Below are 21,082 nucleotides of genomic sequence, written 5' to 3'. Positions count from 1 at the left end.
CTGGCCCCCATTCACTCATCCGGTGCAACGGCGCAGCGGATGATCTCAGGACGAAGGCGTCCCCACGTGCGCTGCACCAAGCAGGCACCGTGTGGACGCCTTTTTTGTTTCTTGCTTGACTTGGATCGACGGAGCTTGTGATGAAAAAACTCAAACTGGTGATGATCGGCAACGGCATGGCCGGCGTGCGCTCGCTCGAAGAGCTGCTGAAGATTGCGCCCGAGCTGTACGAGATCACGGTCTTCGGCGCCGAACCCCACCCCAACTACAACCGCATCCTGCTCTCGCCGGTGCTGGCCGGCGAACAGAAGCTGGAAGACATCGTCCTCAACGACTGGGCCTGGTACCAGGACAACGGCATCACCCTGCACGCCGGCTGGACCGTGACCGAGGTGGACCGCGTCAAGCGCGTGGTGCACGCGAAAAATGCCAAGAGCGAGACGATCAGCGCCGAATACGACCGCCTGATCCTGGCCACCGGCTCCAACCCCTTCATCCTGCCCGTGCCGGGCAAGGACCTCAAAGGCGTGCTGGCCTACCGCGACATCGCCGACACCGAGGCCATGATCGCGGCCGCCGCCAAATACAAGCACGCCGTGGTCATCGGCGGCGGCCTGCTGGGCCTGGAAGCAGCCAACGGCCTGATGAAACGCGGCATGACGGTCAGCGTGGTGCACGTGATGCCCTGGCTGATGGAACGCCAGCTCGACGATGTGGCCGGCAAGATGCTGCAGAAGTCGCTGGAAGACCGCGGCATGCAGTTTCTGATCGGCGCGCAGACGCAGGAGCTGGTGGGCGGCGAAGACGGCCGCGTCAAGAGCGTGAAGTTCAAGGATGGCACGGAAGTGCCGGCCGACCTGGTGGTGATGGCCGTGGGCATCCGCCCCAACACGGCGCTGGCCGAGAGCATGAAGCTGCACGTGAACCGCGGCATCGTGGTCAGCGACACACTGCAGACCACCACCGACGCGCGCATCTACGCCGTGGGTGAATGCGCCGCGCACCGCGGCATTGCCTACGGCCTGGTCGCGCCCCTGTTCGAGCAGGGCAAGGTGCTGGCCAACCACCTGGCGCAGTTCGGCATCGGCCGTTACACCGGCTCGCTCACCTCCACCAAGCTCAAGGTCACGGGCATCGACCTGTTCAGCGCCGGCGACTTCATGGGCGGCGAGAACACCGAAGAGATCGTGATGAGCGACCCGGCCGGCGGCGTCTACAAGAAGCTGGTCATCCGGGACGACAAGCTGGTGGGCGCCTGCCTCTACGGCGACACGGTGGACGGCAGCTGGTACTTCAAACTGCTGCGCGACGGCCGCAGCGTGGGCGACATCCGCGACCGCCTGATGTTCGGCGAATCGAATATCGGTGACGCTGGCCACGAAGGCCACAGCAAGGCCGCCGCCATGGCCGACAGTGACGAGGTCTGCGGCTGCAACGGCGTGACCAAGGGCACGATCTGCAAGGCCATCAAGGAAAAAGGCCTGTTCACGCTGGACGAGGTGCGCAAGCACACCAAGGCCAGCGCCTCCTGCGGCTCCTGCACGGGCCTGGTGGAACAGATCCTGATGTTCACCGCCGGCGGCGACTACTCGGCCACGCCCAAGACCAAGGCCATGTGCGGCTGCACCGAACACGGCCACCAGGCAGTGCGCGAGGCCATCGTGGCGAGCAAGCTGCTGACCATCGGTGATGTCTTCAAGACCCTGAACTGGAAGACCCCCAACGGCTGCGCCAGCTGCCGCCCGGCCGTCAATTACTACCTGATCTCCAGCTGGCCCAAGGAGGCCAAGGACGATCCGCAGAGCCGTTACATCAACGAACGCAGCCACGCCAACATCCAGAAGGACGGCACCTACAGCGTGATCCCGCGCATGTGGGGCGGCGAGACCACAGCGGATGAACTGCGCCGCATCGCCAACGCGGTGGACAAGTACAAGATCCCCACCGTCAAGGTCACGGGCGGCCAGCGCATCGACCTGCTGGGCGTCAAGAAGGAAGACCTGCAGGCGGTGTGGAACGACATCGGCATGCCCAGCGGCCACGCCTACGCCAAGGCCCTGCGCACGGTGAAGACCTGCGTGGGCAGCGAATGGTGCCGCATGGGCACGCAGGACAGCACGCAGATGGGCAAGGACCTGGAGCGCGCCATGTGGCGCATGTACGCCCCGCACAAGGTCAAGTTCGCCGTCAGCGGCTGCCCGCGCAACTGCGCCGAGGCCGGCATCAAGGACGTGGGCATCATCGGCGTCGATTCGGGCTGGGAAATGCACATCGCCGGCAACGGCGGCATCAAGACCGAGGTGGCGCATTTCTTCACCAAGCTCAAGACGGCGGAAGAGGTGCTGGAGTACACCGGCGCCTTCATGCAGCTCTACCGCGAAGAGGGCTGGTACCTGGAGCGCACCGTGCACTACGTGAACCGCGTGGGCCTGGACTACGTGAAGAAGAAGATCCTCGATGACCACGAAGGCCGCAAGGCCCTGTGGGAGCGCCTGCAGTTCGCGCTGGACGGCGAGCCCGATCCCTGGTTCGAGGGCGAGAAGGCCCGCGTCGACACGCGCCAGTTCATCCCGATCAAGGTCGAAGGAGTCACGGCATGAAACGCCGCGACCTGCTCGTCCTCAGCGGCGCCGCCGGCCTGGGTCTGGGCGCACAGGCCCAGGTGCTGGACGTGAACGACGCCATCAACAAGGCCGGTCGCCAGCGCATGCTCTCGCAGCGCATGGCCAAGGCCTGGCTGGCCATGGTGCACAAGACAGAAAGCAACTCGGCCCAGCAGATCCTGGACCGCTCCATGGCCCTGTTCGACCGCCAGCTGGTCGAGCTCAAGGCCTACGCGCCCAACGCCGAACTGCGCAAGACCTATGCGGATCTCGAAGGCGCGTGGAGCGAGTACAAGGGCGCGCTGGTGGGCAGCCACCCCACACGCGACGGTGCCGGCGGCCTGCTCAACACCGACGCGCGCGTACTGGCCCTGGCCCACCAGGGAACGGTGCAGTACGAGGCCGTCACCAGCAAGCCCGTGGGCAAACTCGTCAACGTCGCAGGCCGCCAGCGCATGCTCTCGCAGCGCATGGCCAAGTACTTCTATGCCGCGGCCCTGAAGGTGGAACCCGCGCAGGCCCAGGCCGAAATCACCAAGGCGCGCACCGAATTTCTCTCGGCCATGGAGCTGCTGCGCAACGCGCCCGAAGCCACCAACCCCATCAAGGACCAGCTGGCCCTGGCCGACAACCAGTGGCTGTTCTTCGACCTGGCCCTGAAAGAGATCAACAGCGCCGGCCCGAAGGCCCTGTCCGACATGTTCGTGACCAGCGAGAACCTGCTGAGTGTCATGGACCGCATCACCGGCCTCTACGCCGGCCTGAAAGCCTGAAGGAGTACAGAAATGAGTGAATGGAAACCCATCTGCCGCGTCGATGACATCCCCGTGCTGGGCTCGCGCCGTGTGAACCGCCAGCAGGGCATGGCCGTGGCCGTGTTCCGCAACGACCAGGACCAGGTCTTTGCCCTGCTCGACCGCTGCCCGCACAAGGGCGGCCCGCTCTCGCAAGGCATCGTCTTCGGCACCAACGTGGCCTGCCCGCTACACAACTGGACCATCGGCCTGGACACGGGCTGCGCCCGCGCGCCCGATGAAGGCAGCACGCCGCGTTTCGCCGTGAAGGTGGAAGACGGCGTGGTGCACCTGGACGGCCAGGAACTCAGCACCCTGGCGCTGGACATCCAGCCGCCGGTGGCCGGGCCCTGCACACGCAAGACCGCTTCCTGCGCCTAACCACGAACGAGGACCCGGCATGCACAAGGAGACCCGCTCGACTTGCCCATACTGTGGGGTGGGCTGCGGCGTCATCATCGAATCCAGGGGCGAGCAGATCGTCGGGGTCAAGGGCGACCCCACGCACCCAGCCAACTTCGGCCGCCTGTGCTCCAAGGGTTCCACCCTGCATCTGACCGCCACGCCCGAGGTGATCGCGCAGACGCGGCTGCTGCAACCCATGCAGCGCCTGCAGCGCGGCGCGGCACCTCAGCCCCTGGGCTGGGACGCCGCGCTGGACCTGGCCGCCACGCGTTTTGCCGACACCATCCGCACGCACGGCCCCGACGCCGTGGGTTTCTATGTGAGCGGGCAGCTGCTGACCGAGGACTACTACGTCTTCAACAAGCTGGCCAAGGGGCTGATCGGCACCAACAACATCGACACCAACTCGCGCCTGTGCATGAGCAGCGCCGTGGCCGGCTACAAGCAGACCCTGGGGGCCGATGCGCCGCCGGCCTGCTACGAGGACGTGGACCACGCCGACTGCCTCTTCATCGCCGGCTCCAACGCGGCCTGGGCCCACCCCATCCTGTTCCGCCGCATCGAGGAAGCGAAAAAGAATCGCCCTGGCCTGAAGATCGTGGTGGTGGACCCGCGCCGCACCGACACCGCCGGCACGGCCGATCTGTTCGTGCAGATCCAGCCCGGCACCGACGTGGCCCTCTTCAACGGCATGCTGCACCTGATGCTGTGGGAAGGCTGGACCGACAGCAACTACATCAGCACCCGCACGCGCGGCTTCGATGAGCTCAAGGCCACGGTGCGCGACTACACGCCCGACATGGTGACGCAGACCTGCGGCATCGCCAAGGACACGCTGTACGAAGCGGCGCGCCTGTTCGCCACCTCCCAGGCCACGCTCAGCCTCTATTGCCAGGGCCTCAACCAATCCAGCAGCGGCACGGCCAAGAACGCGGCCCTGATCAACCTGCACCTGGCCACGGGCCAGATCGGCAAACCCGGTGCCGGCCCCTTCTCGCTGACGGGCCAGCCCAATGCCATGGGCGGGCGCGAGGTCGGTGGCCTGGCCAATCTGCTGAGTGCGCACCGTGACCTGACCAACCCGCAGCACCGTGCCGAAGTGGCCGCGCTCTGGGGCATCCCCGCCGTGCCCGAGAAGCCGGGCAAAACCGCGGTCGAGATGTTCCAGGCCGCCGCCGATGGCGAGATCAAGGCACTGTGGATAGCGTGCACCAACCCCGCGCAAAGCATGCCCGACCTGGCCACCGTGCGCCGCGCGCTGGAGCGCGCCGAGTTCGTGGTGGTGCAGGAAGCCTTTGCCACCCCGACCACCTGCGACTACGCCGACCTGCTGCTGCCCGCCAGCACCTGGGGCGAGAAGGACGGCACCGTCACCAACAGCGAACGCCGCATCACGCGCGTGCGCCCCGCCGTGCCTGCACCCGGCGCAGCGCGACACGACTGGCAGATCGCCGTGGACTTCGCGCGCCGGCTCGAAGCGCTGGGCATCGGCCCGCGCACCGGGCTGTTCGCTTACGACAGCCCCGAAGCGGTCTGGAACGAACACCGTGAGTCCACCCGTGGCCGTGACCTGGACATCACGGGCATGAGCTACGGTCAGCTCGAAGAAAAACCCCAGCAATGGCCCCTGCCTGAAGGCGCCACAACGGGCAAGTCCCGCCTCTACGAAGACGGCATCTTCCCCACCGAGGACGGCCGTGCGCGTTTTGCCAACACGCTCTACAAACCCGTGGCCGAGCCGCGCGAGTCACGCTTTCCCTTTGCGCTCACCACCGGCCGCCTGCGCGACCAGTGGCACGGCATGAGCCGCACCGGCACCCTGGGCCGTCTCTTCGGCCACGTGGCCGAGCCCTGCGTGCAGATGAGCCCCGGCGACATGAGCCGCCGCGGCTTGGTCGAGGGCGAACTGGTGCACGTCACCAGCAAACGCGGCTCCATCCTGGTGCCGCTGCAGGCCAGCGAGGAACTGGCCAGCGGCCAGGCTTTCATGGCCATGCACTGGGGTGCGGAATACCTCAGCGGCATGAGCAGCGCCGGCCAGCCCCTGGCCGGCGTCAACGCGCTGACCACCTCGGCCTTCTGCCCCAGCTCCAAACAACCCGAACTCAAGCACGCGGCCGTCAAGATCCTCAAGGCCGAACTGCCCTGGACCCTGCTGGCCATGGCCTGGTTGCCGGCCGAGCGCGCGCTGAGCACACGCGAGGCGCTGCGCCGCCTGATGGTGCGTTTTCCTTTTGCCAGCTGCGTGCCTTTTGGCAATGCCGCGCCGCTGGACGGCAGCGGTGGCGCGCAGCGCACTGGTGTGCTGCTCCGCGCTGCTGCGCACGAAGCCGTGCCCGACGATCTGCTGGCCGAGATCGAAGCCCTGCTGGGCCTGAACGAGGCCGGCACGCTGCGCTACGCCGACCGCAAGCGCGGCCAGCACCGCGCCGCGCGTCTGCAGCGCGAGGGCGAGCAGACCACGCTGCAGGCCGTGCTGCTGGCCGGCGACACGCGCGCCGAGGCCTGGATACGTTCCCTGCTGCAGCAGGAACTGCCGGCCCAGAGCTACGGCCGCCTGCTGCTGCTGCCCGGTGCCCAGGCCCCGGTGGCCGTGCCCGCGCGCAGCCGCCAGGTCTGCACCTGCTTCAACGTCGGCGAAAGCGCCATCGAGTCCACGCTGGCGTTATGCAGCGGCAGCGAGAGCGAGCGCCTGGCCTCCCTACAGCAGACCCTGAAATGCGGTACCAACTGCGGCTCCTGCGTGCCCGAGCTGCAGCGCCTGGTGCGCCGCGTCGTGCCGCTCAAGCAGGCGGCCTGAAACTTGCAAGGCCAGGACATGCACACGAACACCCTGCCCCTCACCGGTTCCTGCACGCTCGTAGGTGCCGGCCCCGGCGACCCCGAGCTCCTCACGCTCAAGGCGCTGAAAGCCATCCAGCGCGCCACCGTGCTGCTGGTCGACGACCTGGTCAACGAAGCGATCGTGGCGCATGCCGCGCCCACCGCGCGCATCGTGCACGTGGGCAAACGCGGGGGCTGCACCTCCACACCGCAATCCTTCATCGAGAAACTCATGATCACCGCCGTGCAGGAAGGCGAGCACGTGGTGCGCCTCAAGGGCGGCGACCCCTTCATCTTCGGCCGCGGCGGCGAAGAAGTGGAACACCTTCAGGAAGCCGGCATCCGCGTGGACGTGGTCAACGGCATCACCTCGGGCCTGGCCGCCGTCACCAGCCTGGGCGTGCCGCTGACCCACCGCGAGCATGCGCAGGGCGTGATCTTCCTCACCGGCCACGCCAAACCCGGCGGCAGCGGCCCGGACTGGGCGGCCATCGCCGCCACCGCGCACGCCGCCCGCCTCACGCTGGTGATCTACATGGGCGTGAGCGGTGCGTTGCAGATCGAACAGGGCCTGCTGTGCGGCCTGCCCGGCCACACACCCGTGGCGCTGGTGCAGCACGCCTCCTTGCCCACGCAGCGTCATGCGCTCACCACACTGGACCAGTTGCACGCCACGCTGGTGCGTGAAGAACTCGGCAGCCCCTGCGTCATCGTCGTGGGTGACGTGCTGCAGGGCGTCTTGCAGCTGCAGCAGACTGGCCCAAGGCTTGCTTGGGGTACTTGAACGGGGCCATCGGGTCCCGCCCTGCAGGCCCCCGACATGAACCACAAGCCCACTACCGCTGTCACACCCCTCACCCCGCGCGCACCCACCAGCACGCAGGCCCTGCCGGCCCACATCACCGGCATCTCGCTGGTCAACCTGGCGGCGCGCCAGCGCATGCTCTCGCAGCGCATGATCCTGCAGACCCTGCTGGCCGCGCGCGGCGATGCCCAGAAGCTCGAAGCCGCGCAACGCAGCCTGCAGATCTTCACGGAAAGCCAGCAGCACCTGCTGGCCACGCCCCGCCAGCTGGAGCCGGCCAGTGCGCAGAAGATCCAGGCCACCTACGAGGGCGCGCGCGGTGTGGGCCCCGTCATCGATACCTTCATGCAGCTCATGCGCCGCACGCTGGAGCAGATCGAACGCAAGGCGCCCGGTGTGGCCGAGTCGCTGATCGAGCTGGTGGGCCACACCGACCGCATCCTGGAGGCGCTCAACACCGTCACCACAACCTTCGACGACATCACCAAGGCCAAGTCCGAGGCCATGATGAAGGAGCTGGCGGGCATCGTGGGGGACATCCAGAGCGTGGCCAAGGAAGCCAAGGTGGTGAGCTTCAACGCCCAGATCATGGCCGCGCGCGCCGGACAGCATGGCCGTGAATTTGCCGTCGTCGCCAACGTGCTGTCGGACATCACCGGCGAGATCGACGGCCTGACACGCAAGGCCGCGGTGCTGGCCGACCGCAACAAGCTCGCCGCCTGAAGGCGCTGCGCCCAGGCGACTCGCCCAGCCCCGAGCCGGCGCTACACTGCTGCCCAAAGCCGTGGTGAGCACCACGGCCACACACCAAAGGGGGCAAGCATGCTGAAAGAGCTCAATGAACTCGCCGAGGGCGCCGGCGAACTGAAACCCGGCTCCGGCCTGGTGACCGGCGTCATCGCCCTGGCGCTGGCCTTCCTCTGTTTCCTGGGCGTGCTGGCCTTTCTCTTCCCCGAGTACCTGACCACGCCGGAGCTGCGCCGCAGCTACAACGTGGAGACGGTGCGCACCATCATGTTCATCGCCATGGTGGTGGCTGGCGGCCTGTCGCTGGTCAACGTGCTCTTCAACCGTTCGCGCTGGCTCTCGGCCTTTGCGTTCCTGCTGGTGGCGCTGACCGCGCTGCTGGGCGGCCACAAGGTGCCGGTGAACGACTTCGCCGACAACACCCCTTACATCGGCCTGGACTGGTTCATCCTGGACCTGCTGGGCTCCTCGCTGATCTTCATCTTCGTCGAGAAGCTCTTCGCCCTGCGCAAGGATCAGCCCGTCTTCCGCCCCGAATGGCAGACCGACCTGCACCACTTCATCGTGAACCACATGGTGGTGGGTTTCATCCTGCTGGCCACCAACCTGCTGGTGCACCGGCTGTTCGGCTGGGCCGCGGCCGACGGCATCCAGGCCTGGGTGCGTGACCTGCCCTTTGTGGCCGCGGTGCTGCTGATCCTGCTGGTGTCGGACTTCGTGCAGTACTGGACCCACCGCGCCTACCATGAGGTGCCGCTGCTGTGGCGCCTGCACGCCGTGCACCACAGCGCCAAGAGCATGGACTGGCTGGCCGGCTCGCGCCAGCACATCCTGGAACTGCTGATCACCCGCACCCTGGTGCTGGCGCCCATCTTCGTGCTGGGTTTCTCCAAGGAAGTCATCGACACCTACATCGTGATCGTCGGTTTCCAGGCCGTGTTCAACCACGCCAACGTCAGCGTGCGCCTGGGCCCGCTGCGTTACATCATCGTCACGCCCAACTTCCACCACTGGCACCACAGCCAGGACAAGGAAGCGCTGGACCGCAACTACGCGGCGCACTTCGCCTTCCTGGACTACCTCTTCGGCACGGCCGTCAAGAGCACCAAGCTCTGGCCCGAGCGCTACGGCGTGCTGGGCGACTACGTGCCCAACGGTTTCTTCAAGCAACTGAAGTTCCCTTTCACCTGGAAAGGCTGATGCAGCGTTTTGACGTCGTCGTCATCGGGGCCGGCGCCGCCGGCCTTTTTTGTGCCGGTGTGGCCGGCCAGCGCGGCGCCAGGGTGCTGCTGATCGACCACGCGCCCAAGGTGGCGGAGAAGATCCGCATCTCGGGCGGTGGGCGCTGCAACTTCACCAACCGCGACATCGACGTGCGCCAGCCGCACAAGCACTTCATCAGCGAGAACCCGAACTTCTGTCGCTCGGCGCTGAGCCGCTACACGCCGGCCGACTTCATCGCCCTGCTCCAGCGCGACGGCATCGCCTTCCACGAGAAACACAAGGGCCAGCTCTTCTGCGACCGCACGGCCGACGACGTCATCCAGCTGCTGCTGCGCGAGTGTGACAAAGGGGGCGTGACACGCTGGCAGCCCTGCGGGGTGCAAGCCGTGCGCCACGGGGCCGCAGGCTACGAGCTCGACACCGACCAGGGCACCGTCACTTGCAAGTCCCTGGTCATCGCCACCGGCGGCCTGTCCATCCCCAAGATCGGCGCCACGGATTTCGGCTACCGCATCGCGAAGCAGTTCGGCTTGAAGATCATCGAAACCCGCCCGGCCCTGGTGCCGCTGACTTTTGACGGCGCGGCCTGGGCGCCCTATGCCGGTCTGGCTGGCCTAGCCCTGCCCGTGCAGATCGAGACCGGCACGAAAAAGGAAAGAACGGCCTTTCTCGAAGACCTGCTGTTCACCCACCGCGGCCTCTCGGGCCCGGGGGTGCTGCAGATCTCCAGCTACTGGAAGCCGCAGACCCCCATCCGCATCAACCTGGCGCCGGACCGCGACTTGCTGCCCCTGTTGCAGGACGCCAAGCTGCGCTCGCGCAAGCTCATCGTGAATGAACTGGCCACCCTGTTGCCCAGCCGCCTGGCCGAAGCCTGGGCCAGCCAGGACCCGGCCTGGGCGCGCCCGATCAACGAGGCCGCCGACAAGGCCCTGGCCGCCCTGGCCGAGAAGCTCAGCCGCTGGGAGTTGACCCCCACCGGCACCGAGGGCTACGCCAAGGCCGAGGTCACGGCCGGCGGGGTGGACACCCGGGAGCTGTCCAGCCAGACCATGGAAGCCCAGAAGCAGCCGGGGCTGTATTTCATCGGGGAGGTGGTGGACGTGACGGGGTGGCTGGGCGGTTACAACTTCCAATGGGCTTGGGCGAGCGGCCATGCCGTAGGCATGGCCGTCGCCCAAGCCCAGGGGCCAAACTAGGCTTCTCCCCCGCGCTCCCCCACTACGTGTGGGTCGCTGGCCCCCATCCGGGGGCGGGCCGCCGCTGGCGGCCCTGGTTGGAGCCCCTGGCCCGGCGCCTCAGGCGCCGGTTGCCGGGGCGGCTTAACCCGCTATAATGCTTGACTTTGCTGGCATAGCCCCGCCGGCCAAATACTAGTTACAGGCGGGGCATTTCGCGATTCACGGCGTGCAGGCCCGATCTCCTGCCCACCCTCTGTCCGCACATTTCGGAAACCATGACGTAATGACGACCATCCGTGTTAAAGAAAACGAGCCGTTTGACGTGGCTCTGCGCCGCTTCAAGCGCACCATCGAGAAACTGGGCCTGCTGACCGACCTGCGCGCCCGCGAGTTCTACGAAAAGCCGACGTCCGAGCGCAAGCGCAAGAAGGCTGCCGCCGTCAAGCGCAACTACAAGCGCATCCGCTCGATGCAGCTGCCCAAGAAGCTGTACTGATCGTCCTGGGGTCCCCGACCTCACTGCAATCAGACAACCCGCGCTCGGGACGCCAGGCGCGGGTTTTGTTTTTTCCGGAGATAGATATGTCCCTCAAAGACCAGATCACTGAAGACATGAAGGCCGCCATGCGTGCCAAGGACAGCGAGCGCCTGGGCACCATCCGCCTGCTGCTGGCCGCCATGAAACAGAAGGAAGTGGACGAGCGCGTCACGCTCGATGACGCCAACGTCGTCAGCATCATCGACAAGCTCATCAAACAGCGCAAGGACTCGGTCGCCGCCTATGTGCAGGCCGCGCGCCAGGATCTGGCCGACAAGGAAAGCACCGAGATCAAGGTGCTGGAAGCCTATCTGCCCCAGCGTCTCTCGGCTGATGAAGTGCTGGCCGAAGTGAAGGCCATCGTGGCCGAACTCGGTGCCAAAGGCCCGGGCGACATGGGCAAGGTGATGGGCGTGGTCAAGACCCGCCTGGCCGGCAAGGCCGAGATGGGCCAGGTCTCCGCCGCCGTGAAGGCCGCGCTGGCCGGTTGAGCTTTTACTTCCCGGCGCTCACCGGCGCCGGAAAGCGGAAACGCAGCTGCCGGTCGTAGGTCCGGTACCCGAGCCGCTGGTAGATCGGCTCGCCAAAGGGGCTTGCCTGCAGCGTCACCACCCGCGCACCGGCAGCGAACCCGGCATTGGTCGCCAGCCGCGTGCACAACTCGCCCAGGCCCGAACGCCGCGCCGCGGCCGCCGTACCCACCCAGTACACCCCGGCGCCCTCGCCGCTGAGCAGCGTGAGCGCCGTGGACAGCGGCACACCGTCGCGGTAAGCGACAAAACCCACCATCCTGGGCGACAGCACCTCCTGCGGCCGCCCGAAGAACACCCTTGTTTCCGCCGCCGGCAGCTTGAGCGCCTCGTAGGCCTCGGCGTTGATGGCCACGGCGTCCTGCACATGGCGCAGCGCCGTCATGCGTTCGATGCGAATACCGGCCGGCACCGCGGGCTCCGCCACCGGCGACTCGATCAGCATGCAGGGGCTGTCGGCCAGCGGCGTCATACCCGCGGCGTGCAAAGCAGCGATCAGGTCTGCGTCACGGCTGGCCCGCGCCAGCAGCGTGTAGCCACGCCCATGTTCAGAAAAGAAAGCTTGTGCCCGTTGCAGCACCTCGGCGGCGGGCACGCTTGCATCGACCCGCACCACGCAGTTGCGGAAAGCACCCGGAAAGGCATTCGCCCCGGCCATCAGCAGCACACCCCCCTCTTCCACGCAGGTGCAGGGCTCCTGCCAACGCGCATGCTCGCGTAGCGCTTGCAGCAGATTGGCGTCGGCGAGGTCGTCCGGGGATGAAATCATGATGGGGCGAAAACCATGACCGCTTCTGGAACGGAATGTTGAGATTTTTTGGGTTCGAGTTCTATCGCACGATCACTCGGGGGTCCGCGTGTCGCCGTCGTCACCCGGGGCACTCATAGCCTGCTTTTCGAGTTCCTCGTCCGAAAGCTCTGGCGCATTTTCGAGTGCGTTCCACTCTTCGAGAAACTCGTCACTGGGCTCTTCGCCGTCAACCAGAACTTGCTGGATCGTCTGGCGCGGAGGTGCTGCGGCGGGGACATCGGTTTGAATGTTCAGCTCTCCACCCTGCGCAGGCAAGACTGTCGAGCGAATCCGAGATTTTTCCTCCAGGTAAGACGCGAAATCTCCATCCTTCGGTGTGTCTGGGCTTGTCATGAAAAGGTACCTCCCGGAAAGTGATCAATAAGATTTAGTGTTTGAGCTCAGTCGCGTTCAAAGGCCGTAGGTCGCACCACGTCGATTGGAGGAATTTTTAGGACTTTCCAGAAGAGGCGACCTGCACGACGATTGCTGCAAGCGACAGAACAAGGGCAGCTATTGACAACCAGATTGCCCACTGGCTACGCGTGTGTTCTACGTCATGCGCCGCCAGAATGCCTACAAGGTACGGATAGTTGACGCAATGGCGTCGCTCACCAACCTTCAGAGCGAAGAGGTGCGTCCACGTGTGAGGAGCTGTCTCGTACCGATGCTTATGATCCAAATAGTAGTAGAGATAGCCAAACAGCAACTCCGGCTTGCAAGCGAGCTTCTGCGCTACAGCGGTCACATCTACGGGGAGATATGGATCGTTCTCACCAGGCCGAGAACCCGGATACGAGGACTCATACATCTTCGCAACGCAATGGAGTACTTCTCGTTCGCTTGGGAATTTCATATTGAATGCCTAAGTAATTTAGACCGCAGCACTTGCGATGAAAACGAATACCTACCGACCGGATTCTAGGTTTCGTCCCTCCATAAGCCTATCCCCCAAACGGGGGATACAGCCACAGCCTCAGCGCCGCCCCGCCCACCAGCTCCCGCTCTGGTTGACCAGCATGCCGCAGAGCACGGCCACGGTACCGGCCCACTGCAAAGAGCTGGGCTGTTCGCCCAACAAGGTCATGGCAGCCACCAGGCCCACCACGGGCACCAGCAACGAGAAGGGCGTGACACGACCCGCCGGGTGGCGTTGCAGCAAACGCGTCCAGAGGCTGTAGGCCAGCAGCGTGGCCAGCAGGGCCAGGTAGAGCACGGCGAACAGGGCCTTGCCGTCGAAGGCCAGCAGCTGCGCGCTCATCTGCTGCGGGCCGTCCACCCACCAGGCAAGCGCGAAGAAGGGAAGGATGGGCACCAGGCTGCTCCAGACGATGAAGGGAAAGGGCTCGTAGTGCCCGGCCTGCGCCGCCTTGCGCGCCACCAGGTTGGAGACGGCCCACATGAAGGCCGCACCCAGGGTGAGCACGAAACCCGCCAGCGTCATCTGCTGCGCACCTTCACCGTGGGCGCCGGCGATCATCAGCAGGCCGGCGAAGGAGATGCACAGGCCCAGCCACTGGACCAGTCTTGCGCGCTCGCCCAGCAGCGTCACGGCCATGAGCAGCGTGAAGAAGGCCTGGGTCTGCATGACCACCGAGGCCATGCCCGCCGTCATGCCCAGCTTGAGGCCCAGGAACAGGAAGCCGAACTGGCCCACGCCCTGCGCCAGGCCGTAGGCGACGACGTAGGTCCAGGGCAAGTCGGGCCGCGGCACGAAAAGCAGGAACGGCAGCGAGGCCGCCGTGAAACGCAGCGCGCCCAGCAGCATGGGGCTGAGCGACTGCAGGCCCATCTTCATCACGACGAAGTTCAGGCCCCAGATGAGGACCACGCCCAGGACACGCAGCAGGTCCCCGGTGGAGAGGGCACGCTGCGTCACGCGGCCTCGCTCCGCGTCACCGGGCGCCCCTGGCGCTCCCGCGCGGCGATGAAGGCGTCCAGCGCCTGGGCGCTGGTCTTGCGGGGCAGGTAGCCGAAGCGCTGCTTGAGCGCAGTGTTGAGCAGCACGGGCCGGTAGCGCAGGAAGTCCAGCTGCTCGGGGCCGTAACGGGTCAGGCCCAGCCGCGAACCGATGGCCAGCGCGGCGGTCAGCAGCCAGGCCGGCAGATCGCGCGTGCGCTTGCCCAGGCGCAGGGCGATCTGGTGGATGGTGAGCGCGCCGTCACCGGCCAGGTTGTAGCAGCCGGGTTCGGCGCCTTCCAGGGCATGCAGCATCGCGCCCGTCACGTCTTCGTCCCAGATGAAAACGAAGGGGCTGTCGCTGCCGCGCACGGCCAGCAGGCGGGGTTTCTCGAAGAGCGCGGTGATCTGGTTGTCGACCCGCTCGCCCAGGATGGTGCCGATGCGAAAGACGGTTTGCGCCAGCTGCGGATGTTTCTGCCGCCATACGGCCAGCATCTCCTCCACCAGGCGCTTGTGGTGGGCGTAGGCAAAACTCTCATTGCCGCGCAGCGCATGCATTTCCGTCAGCCAGGGCGCGTTGTCGGCGTGGTAGCCGTAGGCCGCGCCGCTGGAAGACACCAGCACGTGGCGCACGCCCTCGTCCACGCAGGCCTGCAGCACATTGCGCGTGCCGTTCACGTCCACGTCGTATTCGAAGGCGCGATTCGAGTCGCGCCCCGGCGTGACGATGGAGGCCAGATGCACCACGGTGTCGATGGCGTGCTCGCGCAGCGTGGCCCGCAGGGCCGGGTCGCGCACGTCCTGCTGGCGGTAGATCACACCGGCCTCGCGCCGCTGCATGGGCACCTCGCGCACGTCCACGGCCAACACCACGTCGGTTTCGTCGCGTCGTGTCAGGGCGGCAATCACACCGCGGCCCAGGAAACCGTCCGCGCCCGTGACCAGGATGCGCCGCGCGCGCGGCGTGGCATTCATGCTCATGCGCGCAGCTCCTCGGGGGCCGGCACCGGCGCACGGCGCCCCCACCAGCTGGCCAGGGCCAGGCCGGCGATGATGTCCCAGAAGCCCCAGACCCCGGCCACCACGGCCATGCCGCCCAGGCCGCCGAAGAAGCTGAAGATCAGCACCAGGCCCAGACCGGCGTTGCGGATGCCGACCTCGATGCTCACGGCGCGGCGGTCGTAGTCCTGCAGGCCCGTCACACGCGCGCAGACGTAACCCGTGCCGAAGGCCAGGGCATCGTGCAGGGCCACGGCCAGCAGCACCAGGCCCACGTAGTCGAGGAAAAAGCGCCAGTTGCCGGCAATGGCGCCGATGATGAAAGCGATCAGCGCCAGGAAGCTCACGATGCGTGCGGGTTTCTTGACGCGCTGCGTGAAGTTGGGCAGCTGGTGCGCGCACAGCAGGCCCAGCACGAAGGGCAGGCCGATGATGGCCACGATGTGCCCCACCATCTCCAGCGGGTCCAGCGCGATGGTCTTGAGCAGGGCCGAGGCATCCGGGTGCAGGCTGCCCCAGAAGGCGAAGTTCAGCGGCATGACCACGATGGCGATGGCGTTGGAGATGGCCGTCATGGAGACCGACAGGGCCACGTTGCCACGCGCGCGGTGCGTGAGGATGTTGCTCACATTGCCCGGCGGGCAGCAGGCCACCAGGATCATGCCCAGGGCGATGCTGGGGCCCACGCCCAGCAGCAGGGTGAGCACATAGGTGACGGCGGGCAGCACGATGAACTGCGCGGCAATGCCCACCGCCATGGCCCAGGGCATCTTGGCCACGCGCTTGAAGTCCTCTACACGGGTGTCCAGCGCAATGCCGAACATCAGGAAACCCAGCACGGCGTTGAGCACCATGAGCGAGGCGGGGTTGAAGTTCAGGCGTATTTCGTCGACCGGCAGCATGTGGGTCTCCCTGTTATCAGACCAAAGCGGCCGCGGCACGGCGCACGGCGGCGCGGTAGGTGTCCTTGTGGACGTAGTAGGCCATACGTTCGAGCTTCAGATATTTGTAGCCGCCCGACATGTCTGGCGCGGGCCCGGCCATGGCGGCCTGCAGGGCACGGGCCTGCGGCTTCTGTTCGTCCAGCGCCTTGAAATAGCGCGCCACCAGTTCGGCCTGCTCATACCGGCCCTGCCAGCCGATGCCGCTGGCCTCGATCATGCCCAGCACGGCCAGGCGCTGGAAACGCGGCGCGAATATGTTGAGGTAGAGCTGCGGCGCCATGCCCTGCCAGTTCAGGTGTTCGCGCGCGATGAAGGGGTAATGCAGGGTGTAGCCGGTGGCGGCCAGCACCATGTCGTAGTCCTGCTGCGTGCCGTCCTTGAAATGCACGGTGCGGCCTTCGAAGCGCGCGATGTCGGGCTTGACGTGGATGTCGCCATGGCCCAGGTGGTGCAGGATCAGCGAGTTCACCACGGGGTGCGACTCGTACATCTTGTACTCGGGCTTGGGGAAACCGAAACGCGTGGGGTCGCCCGTGAACCACTTGAGGACGGTGCTGTCGACCTTCTGCTTGAGCCAGGCCGGCAGCGGGCGTTTGCCGCCCAGGGTGTCGGCCGGCTTGCCGAAGACGTACTTGGGCACGAAGTAATACCCGCGCCGCACCGAGATGTCCACACTCTGTGCGTAGTGCACGGCATCGACGGCGATGTCGCAACCCGAGTTGCCGGCGCCCACGATGAGCACACGCTTGTCCGTGAACTGCCGGGCGTGTTTGTAGGCCGAGGTGTGCAGCAGCTCGCCGTCGAAGCGGCCTTCGAAACGCGGCATGTTCGGCTCGGCCAGCGTGCCGTTGGCGATGATCACGCCCTTGTACTCGGCGGTCTCCTGCCGGCCGTCGCTGGTGGCGATGGTTACGCGCCACAGCGTGTCGGGACTGTCACTGACCGGATCGACTTTCAACACACGCACACCGAAACGGTAGTGGCGACGCAGGTCGAAGTGGTCGGCGAAGTCGCTGAAATAACGGCAGAGCTCGCGGTGGCCGGGGTAGTCGGCCGTGCCCTCGGGCATGGGGAACTCGGTGAACTCGGTGGTGCGCTTGCTGGAGATCAGGTGCGCCGATTCATAGACGGTGGAACGCGGGTTGTCGATGTTCCACAGGCCGCCCACATCGGTATAGGCCTCGAAACCCTGGAAGGGGATACCGAGCTTTTGCAGATTGCGTGCGCCCGCCAGGCCCGAGGGGCCGGCGCCGATGAGCGCGATCATCTCTTGCGTGGGAACGGTAGCGGAAGAATCAGGCAGCATGGGCTGTGTGTCTCGTGGTCGTTCTGGGAAATCGCTGGACGCTGCGGCCGGCTCAGGGACCGGGCGGCGGATTCAGGCCGGGGATGGCGGTGGCACCGGCCTCGCCAACGCGTGGCTTGCGCGGCTGGCTGCGCAGCAGATGGTCGTGCAGGTGCGCCGGCAGACAGGACAACAGGCGCGAGAGCCAGCCGATGCGCCGGGGCAGCACGATGTGCTCGCGTCCGCGCGCCACACCCGCAAGCAGTGCGTGCGCGGCATCCTCGGGCGACATCAGCCCGGGCATGGCAAAGCGGTTGCCGGCCGTGAGCGCCGTGCGCAGGTAACCGGGGCTCACCGTGTGCACGCTCAGGGGGCTGCCGCGGCATTCGGCGCGCAGGCTTTCCAGGTAACGGATCAGGCCGCCCTTGCTCGCGCAGTAGGCGCCATTGCCCGGCATCCCGCGCCAGCCCGCGATGCTGGCCACACCGACCAGGGCGCAACGCGCCTGCGGCAACGCACGCGCGGCCGCCACAAAAGGCTGGAAGGTGGTGGCGGGGCCCAGCAGGTTGATCTCCAACATGCGACGCATGACGGCCAGGTCGCCGGCCTCGGCGGTCTCGTAACCGCCGGCCACGCCGGCGTTGGCAATCACCAGGTCCGGCAGGCCGGCGCGCTGTATCCAGTCGGCCGCCAGAGCCTGCATGGCCACGCTGTCGGCCATGTCGGGTGTGTAGATGGCGCAGCGGCCCGGGGCCGAAGCCGCCAGCGCTTCGAGCACCGCGCGGTTCATCCCGACCAGGGCCACCTGCGCGCCCACGGCCAGCAGCTCACGCGCCAGCGCCTGGCCCAGGCCGCCACAGGCGCCCGTGATCACGGCATTGCGAAACGGCAGGGACGGCATGGGGTCTCCGGAACAGTGTTCTGTCCTATGCGGCCAGCAAGGTGCTGGCCGTTCAGGTCTTGTGCTGAACTGTAAGAGAGTGCGAGAATATTCCGGAATATTTTGTTAATTCGTCTCGAAATCAGAGATTCATGACGGAAAAATCAGCCCCCTCCCCCGGCCTGCGCCTCTTCGACCTGCTGGAAGTGCTGGTGCGCGAAGGCCGCGCACTGACCCTGGCCGAGGCCGTGGCGGCCAGCGGCTGGCCCAAGCCCACGGTGCATCGCATGCTGGCGCAACTGGAGACCGGTGAACTGCTGGTGCGCGAGCCCGACGGGCGCCGTTATGCGCTGGCACCACGCCTGCTGCGCCTGTCCGAGGCGGCCTTGGCCGGCAGCACCCAGCAGGGTGTGCGCCACGCGGTGCTGCGCCAGCTGGTGGCCGACGTGGGCGAGAGCTGCAACTTCACGGCGCTCTCGGGCAGCGAAGTGCTGTACCTGGACCGCATCGAATCGGCCTTCCCGCTGCAGCTCAATCTGCGGCCGGGCACACGCGTGCCCATCCACTGCTCGGCCAGCGGCAAGCTGCTGCTGGCCCACCTGCCGGCCGCGCAGCGCAACGCCCTGCTCGACGGCCTGCCGCTGGAGCGCCACACCGCCACCACCTTGACCACACGCGCCGCGCTGGAGGCCGAGTTCAAGCGCATCCGCAAGGATGACTATTCGGTGGATGCCGAGGAGTTCGTCGAGGGCCTGGTCTGCGTGGCCGTGCCGGTGCGCGGCCCGGACGGGCAAGGCGCGCGCTGCGCGGTGGCGCTGCAAGCCCCGGTGGCCCGCATGTCGCTGGCACAGGCGATCGAGAAGTTGCCGCGTCTGCAGGAGGCCGCACTGGCTCTGGCGCGGACCTGGGGTTAGGGCCTGTTCACACTATTGAGAGTTCCCGAATTCATGACAAGGTCAGGTGGTGTGCAGGAGGAGAGGCTACTCTGCTCCGCGAATGTCCTCCGCCCTTCGGGCTCCCCCTTGATTTCGCTACGCAAAGCATCCCCTCCTCCGGTCGGCCCGGGCTGTGCGCGGTAACACCCATACCGCTCGCGCCTGGAGGGCTGGGTGAGTGACGCAGTGAGGTAAAGGAGGAGCCCGCAGGGCGGGGGACACGAACGGAGTCGCTGGCCCGGCCCTCCAGGCCTGGACGCATGCGCACGCATGGTTCGGCCATGTGATTGGCCGGGAAAGATTTGTCGCGATTTATGAACAGATCAATAGTGCGAACAGGCCCTAGAGCGGCCGGCCCTGGCGCGCGAGCAGCCAGGCGGGCGCGTCCTGCAGGCTGACCGGGCGCAGGAAACGCAGCAAGGCCGCATCACCGACCGAGGTGCTCTCGGGCCGCGTGCTGCTGGGCCAGGGGCCGCCGTGCTGCTGGGCCGCCGTGACGGCCACGCCCGTGGGCACACCGGCGAAGAGCACCCGACCGGCGATGGCCATGGCACCGCGCACCAGCGCCTGCACATCCGCGTTCTCGGCCTGCGCGCCCCAGACCGTGACGGTCAGCGAGCCGCCCACGGCCTGCAGCACCTGCAGGGCCTGGGCCACGCTGGCCGCACGCACGACGAGGCTGCTGGGCCCGAAGACTTCTTCACGCAGGGCCAGCTTGGTCATGAAAGCCTCTGCGCTCACCTGCGCCAGCACCGGGCGCGGCGGCTGGCCCGCAGCGGCGACCTCGCGCAGCGGAAACGCAGCACCGACCTCCCCCCAATGGGCCACACCCGCATCGAAGTTCTTGCGCATGCCCTGCGTGAGCATGGCGTGCGGGTTCTGGCCGGCCAGGGCCTGGGCCAGCTGCTGCACAAAAGTGTCGTTGACCGCTTTGGCATCGGCCTGCAGAGCGTCAAGCAGCACGATCACACCCGGGTTGGTGCAGAACTGGCCGCAGCCCAGCGCGATGGAGCCGGCCAGCGTGGTGGCCAAGGTTGCACCGTTGGCCTGGAGTTCAGCCGGCAGAGCGAGCACGGGGTTGATGGAACCCAGCTCGCCAAAGAAAGGAATGGGGCGCGGGCGCGCCGCCGCTTCGGCCGCCAATGCAGCGCCGCCGCGCGTGGAGCCCGTGAAGGCCGCGGCCGCGATGGCCGGGTGGCGCACCAGCTGCACGCCCACGTCATTGCTCGCGCCCTGCACCAAACCCACGAGGCCGGCCGGCAGGTTCTGCGCGGTCAGCACCTGGCGGATCATGGCGTGGGTCTGCAACGAGAGTTGCGGGTGGCCCGGATGGGCCTTGATCACCACCGGACAACCGGCGGCCAGGGCCGAGGCCGTATCGCCGCCGAGCACCGAGAAGGCGAAGGGAAAGTTGCTGGCCGCGTACATGGCCACAGGGCCCAGGGGCACGGACCAGCGCTGCATGGCGGGATGGCCCGCGGGCGGTCCACCGGCCACGGCGGGATCGTCGAGGTAATCGAAAGGCACATCGCGCTCGGCGATATCGGCAAAACGGCGCAGCTGGAAGGCCGTGCGGTCAAGCTCGCCATTGAGGCGCACCGGACCCAGCGCGGTTTCCTGGTCGGCCACGGCCACGAGGGCTTCACGACCGGCTTCCAGATCTGCGGCCAGGGCGCGCAACAGACTGGCGCGCTGCG

Annotated in this window: 19 protein-coding genes; 11 read left to right on the top strand and 8 right to left on the bottom strand. The window is 66.8% G+C overall.

Annotation, left to right across the window (positions count from 1 at the left end; translation table 11 throughout):
- Window positions 1–140: 140 nt before the first annotated feature.
- The 10 genes from nirB to AO057_RS08720 all read left to right on the top strand — a co-directional run bounded on the left by nirB (window position 141) and on the right by AO057_RS08720 (window position 11,611).
- A complete protein-coding gene (nirB, locus tag AO057_RS08765; RefSeq protein WP_057675267.1) occupies window positions 141–2,600 on the top strand; it encodes a nitrite reductase large subunit NirB in 2,460 nt (819 codons plus the stop codon).
- Window positions 2,597–3,376: a type IV pili methyl-accepting chemotaxis transducer N-terminal domain-containing protein gene (locus AO057_RS08760; RefSeq protein WP_057675266.1), complete on the top strand. Its 780-nt coding sequence runs from the start codon at window positions 2,597–2,599 to the stop codon at window positions 3,374–3,376. Before nirB ends, AO057_RS08760 begins: the two co-directional genes overlap by 4 nt.
- A gap of 12 nt (window positions 3,377–3,388) precedes the next feature.
- Window positions 3,389–3,778, top strand: a complete 390-nt coding sequence (gene nirD, locus AO057_RS08755; protein WP_057675265.1) for a nitrite reductase small subunit NirD — start codon at window positions 3,389–3,391, stop codon at window positions 3,776–3,778.
- Window positions 3,779–3,797: 19 nt separating this feature from the next.
- Window positions 3,798–6,602, top strand: a complete 2,805-nt coding sequence (locus AO057_RS08750) for a nitrate reductase (protein ID WP_057675264.1) — start codon at window positions 3,798–3,800, stop codon at window positions 6,600–6,602.
- An 18-nt stretch (window positions 6,603–6,620) separates the two neighbouring features.
- A complete protein-coding gene (gene cobA / locus AO057_RS08745) occupies window positions 6,621–7,409 on the top strand; it encodes a uroporphyrinogen-III C-methyltransferase (RefSeq protein ID WP_057675263.1) in 789 nt (262 codons plus the stop codon).
- A 36-nt stretch (window positions 7,410–7,445) separates the two neighbouring features.
- On the top strand, window positions 7,446–8,153 hold the full coding sequence (locus AO057_RS08740) for a methyl-accepting chemotaxis domain-containing protein (protein ID WP_057675262.1): 708 nt from the start codon (window positions 7,446–7,448) through the stop codon (window positions 8,151–8,153).
- A 99-nt stretch (window positions 8,154–8,252) separates the two neighbouring features.
- Window positions 8,253–9,377: a sterol desaturase family protein gene (locus AO057_RS08735; RefSeq protein ID WP_057675261.1), complete on the top strand. Its 1,125-nt coding sequence runs from the start codon at window positions 8,253–8,255 to the stop codon at window positions 9,375–9,377.
- Window positions 9,377–10,600, top strand: coding sequence for a BaiN/RdsA family NAD(P)/FAD-dependent oxidoreductase (locus AO057_RS08730; protein WP_057675260.1), 1,224 nt, complete (start codon window positions 9,377–9,379; stop codon window positions 10,598–10,600). The genes AO057_RS08735 and AO057_RS08730 overlap by 1 nt, the downstream gene beginning before the upstream one ends.
- A 265-nt stretch (window positions 10,601–10,865) precedes the next feature.
- Complete coding sequence (rpsU, locus tag AO057_RS08725; RefSeq protein ID WP_057675259.1) at window positions 10,866–11,078, top strand: 30S ribosomal protein S21; 213 nt, start codon at window positions 10,866–10,868, stop codon at window positions 11,076–11,078.
- An 86-nt stretch (window positions 11,079–11,164) separates the two neighbouring features.
- A complete protein-coding gene (locus AO057_RS08720) occupies window positions 11,165–11,611 on the top strand; it encodes a GatB/YqeY domain-containing protein (protein WP_057675258.1) in 447 nt (148 codons plus the stop codon).
- Window positions 11,612–11,615: 4 nt separating this feature from the next.
- Here AO057_RS08720 and AO057_RS08715 read toward each other — a convergent pair whose 3' ends face one another.
- From AO057_RS08715 to AO057_RS08685, 7 genes are all read right to left on the bottom strand, one after another.
- Window positions 11,616–12,419 (bottom strand): GNAT family N-acetyltransferase, encoded by an 804-nt coding sequence (locus AO057_RS08715; RefSeq protein ID WP_057675257.1) that lies wholly within the window; start codon window positions 12,417–12,419, stop codon window positions 11,616–11,618.
- Between the two features lie 72 nt (window positions 12,420–12,491).
- Window positions 12,492–12,794 (bottom strand): hypothetical protein, encoded by a 303-nt coding sequence (locus tag AO057_RS08710; RefSeq protein ID WP_156404520.1) that lies wholly within the window; start codon window positions 12,792–12,794, stop codon window positions 12,492–12,494.
- Between the two features lie 622 nt (window positions 12,795–13,416).
- On the bottom strand, window positions 13,417–14,319 hold the full coding sequence (locus AO057_RS08705; protein ID WP_057675255.1) for an EamA family transporter: 903 nt from the start codon (window positions 14,317–14,319) through the stop codon (window positions 13,417–13,419).
- Window positions 14,316–15,323 carry an SDR family oxidoreductase gene (locus tag AO057_RS08700; protein ID WP_057675254.1) on the bottom strand — a complete coding sequence of 336 codons (1,008 nt, stop codon included), beginning with the start codon at window positions 15,321–15,323 and terminating at the stop codon, window positions 14,316–14,318. The genes AO057_RS08705 and AO057_RS08700 overlap by 4 nt, the downstream gene beginning before the upstream one ends.
- Window positions 15,320–16,243, bottom strand: coding sequence for a bile acid:sodium symporter family protein (locus AO057_RS08695; protein WP_082605483.1), 924 nt, complete (start codon window positions 16,241–16,243; stop codon window positions 15,320–15,322). Before AO057_RS08695 ends, AO057_RS08700 begins: the two co-directional genes overlap by 4 nt.
- Window positions 16,244–16,259: 16 nt before the next feature.
- On the bottom strand, window positions 16,260–17,591 hold the full coding sequence (locus AO057_RS08690; RefSeq protein WP_057675253.1) for a flavin-containing monooxygenase: 1,332 nt from the start codon (window positions 17,589–17,591) through the stop codon (window positions 16,260–16,262).
- A 52-nt stretch (window positions 17,592–17,643) separates the two neighbouring features.
- A complete protein-coding gene (locus AO057_RS08685; RefSeq protein WP_057675252.1) occupies window positions 17,644–18,471 on the bottom strand; it encodes an SDR family oxidoreductase in 828 nt (275 codons plus the stop codon).
- Between the two features lie 131 nt (window positions 18,472–18,602).
- Here AO057_RS08685 and AO057_RS08680 point away from each other — a divergent pair, with 131 nt between their 5' ends.
- The gene (locus AO057_RS08680) at window positions 18,603–19,364 is read left to right on the top strand and encodes an IclR family transcriptional regulator (protein WP_057675251.1); all 762 of its coding nucleotides are present in this window, start codon (window positions 18,603–18,605) and stop codon (window positions 19,362–19,364) included.
- 363 nt (window positions 19,365–19,727) lie between these two features.
- Here AO057_RS08680 and AO057_RS08675 read toward each other — a convergent pair.
- Window positions 19,728–21,082: aldehyde dehydrogenase (NADP(+)) (locus AO057_RS08675; RefSeq protein WP_205630010.1), on the bottom strand; the 1,355-nt coding region annotated here is incomplete at its 5' end.

This window comes from Curvibacter sp. PAE-UM, assembly GCF_001432305.1.
GTDB lineage: Bacteria > Pseudomonadota > Gammaproteobacteria > Burkholderiales > Burkholderiaceae_C > Hylemonella.
The sequence above is the reverse complement of the archived record's forward strand: the minus strand, read 5'-3'. Positions and strand labels throughout refer to the sequence as shown.

What these genes read in the sequence shown, in the direction of transcription:
- AO057_RS08735 (WP_057675261.1), top strand. Translation starts at nt 8,253, where the DNA reads ATGCTGAAAGAGCTCAATGAACTCGCCGAGGGCGCCGGCGAACTGAAA.
- AO057_RS08740 (WP_057675262.1), top strand. Translation starts at nt 7,446, where the DNA reads ATGAACCACAAGCCCACTACCGCTGTCACACCCCTCACCCCGCGCGCA.
- AO057_RS08750 (WP_057675264.1), top strand. Translation starts at nt 3,798, where the DNA reads ATGCACAAGGAGACCCGCTCGACTTGCCCATACTGTGGGGTGGGCTGC.
- nirB (WP_057675267.1), top strand. Translation starts at nt 141, where the DNA reads ATGAAAAAACTCAAACTGGTGATGATCGGCAACGGCATGGCCGGCGTG.
- AO057_RS08695 (WP_082605483.1), bottom strand. Translation starts at nt 16,243, where the DNA reads ATGCTGCCGGTCGACGAAATACGCCTGAACTTCAACCCCGCCTCGCTC.
- AO057_RS08690 (WP_057675253.1), bottom strand. Translation starts at nt 17,591, where the DNA reads ATGCTGCCTGATTCTTCCGCTACCGTTCCCACGCAAGAGATGATCGCG.
- rpsU (WP_057675259.1), top strand. Translation starts at nt 10,866, where the DNA reads ATGACGACCATCCGTGTTAAAGAAAACGAGCCGTTTGACGTGGCTCTG.
- nirD (WP_057675265.1), top strand. Translation starts at nt 3,389, where the DNA reads ATGAGTGAATGGAAACCCATCTGCCGCGTCGATGACATCCCCGTGCTG.
- AO057_RS08680 (WP_057675251.1), top strand. Translation starts at nt 18,603, where the DNA reads ATGACGGAAAAATCAGCCCCCTCCCCCGGCCTGCGCCTCTTCGACCTG.
- AO057_RS08715 (WP_057675257.1), bottom strand. Translation starts at nt 12,419, where the DNA reads ATGATTTCATCCCCGGACGACCTCGCCGACGCCAATCTGCTGCAAGCG.
- AO057_RS08700 (WP_057675254.1), bottom strand. Translation starts at nt 15,323, where the DNA reads ATGAGCATGAATGCCACGCCGCGCGCGCGGCGCATCCTGGTCACGGGC.
- AO057_RS08685 (WP_057675252.1), bottom strand. Translation starts at nt 18,471, where the DNA reads ATGCCGTCCCTGCCGTTTCGCAATGCCGTGATCACGGGCGCCTGTGGC.
- AO057_RS08720 (WP_057675258.1), top strand. Translation starts at nt 11,165, where the DNA reads ATGTCCCTCAAAGACCAGATCACTGAAGACATGAAGGCCGCCATGCGT.
- AO057_RS08730 (WP_057675260.1), top strand. Translation starts at nt 9,377, where the DNA reads ATGCAGCGTTTTGACGTCGTCGTCATCGGGGCCGGCGCCGCCGGCCTT.
- AO057_RS08760 (WP_057675266.1), top strand. Translation starts at nt 2,597, where the DNA reads ATGAAACGCCGCGACCTGCTCGTCCTCAGCGGCGCCGCCGGCCTGGGT.
- AO057_RS08710 (WP_156404520.1), bottom strand. Translation starts at nt 12,794, where the DNA reads ATGACAAGCCCAGACACACCGAAGGATGGAGATTTCGCGTCTTACCTG.
- cobA (WP_057675263.1), top strand. Translation starts at nt 6,621, where the DNA reads ATGCACACGAACACCCTGCCCCTCACCGGTTCCTGCACGCTCGTAGGT.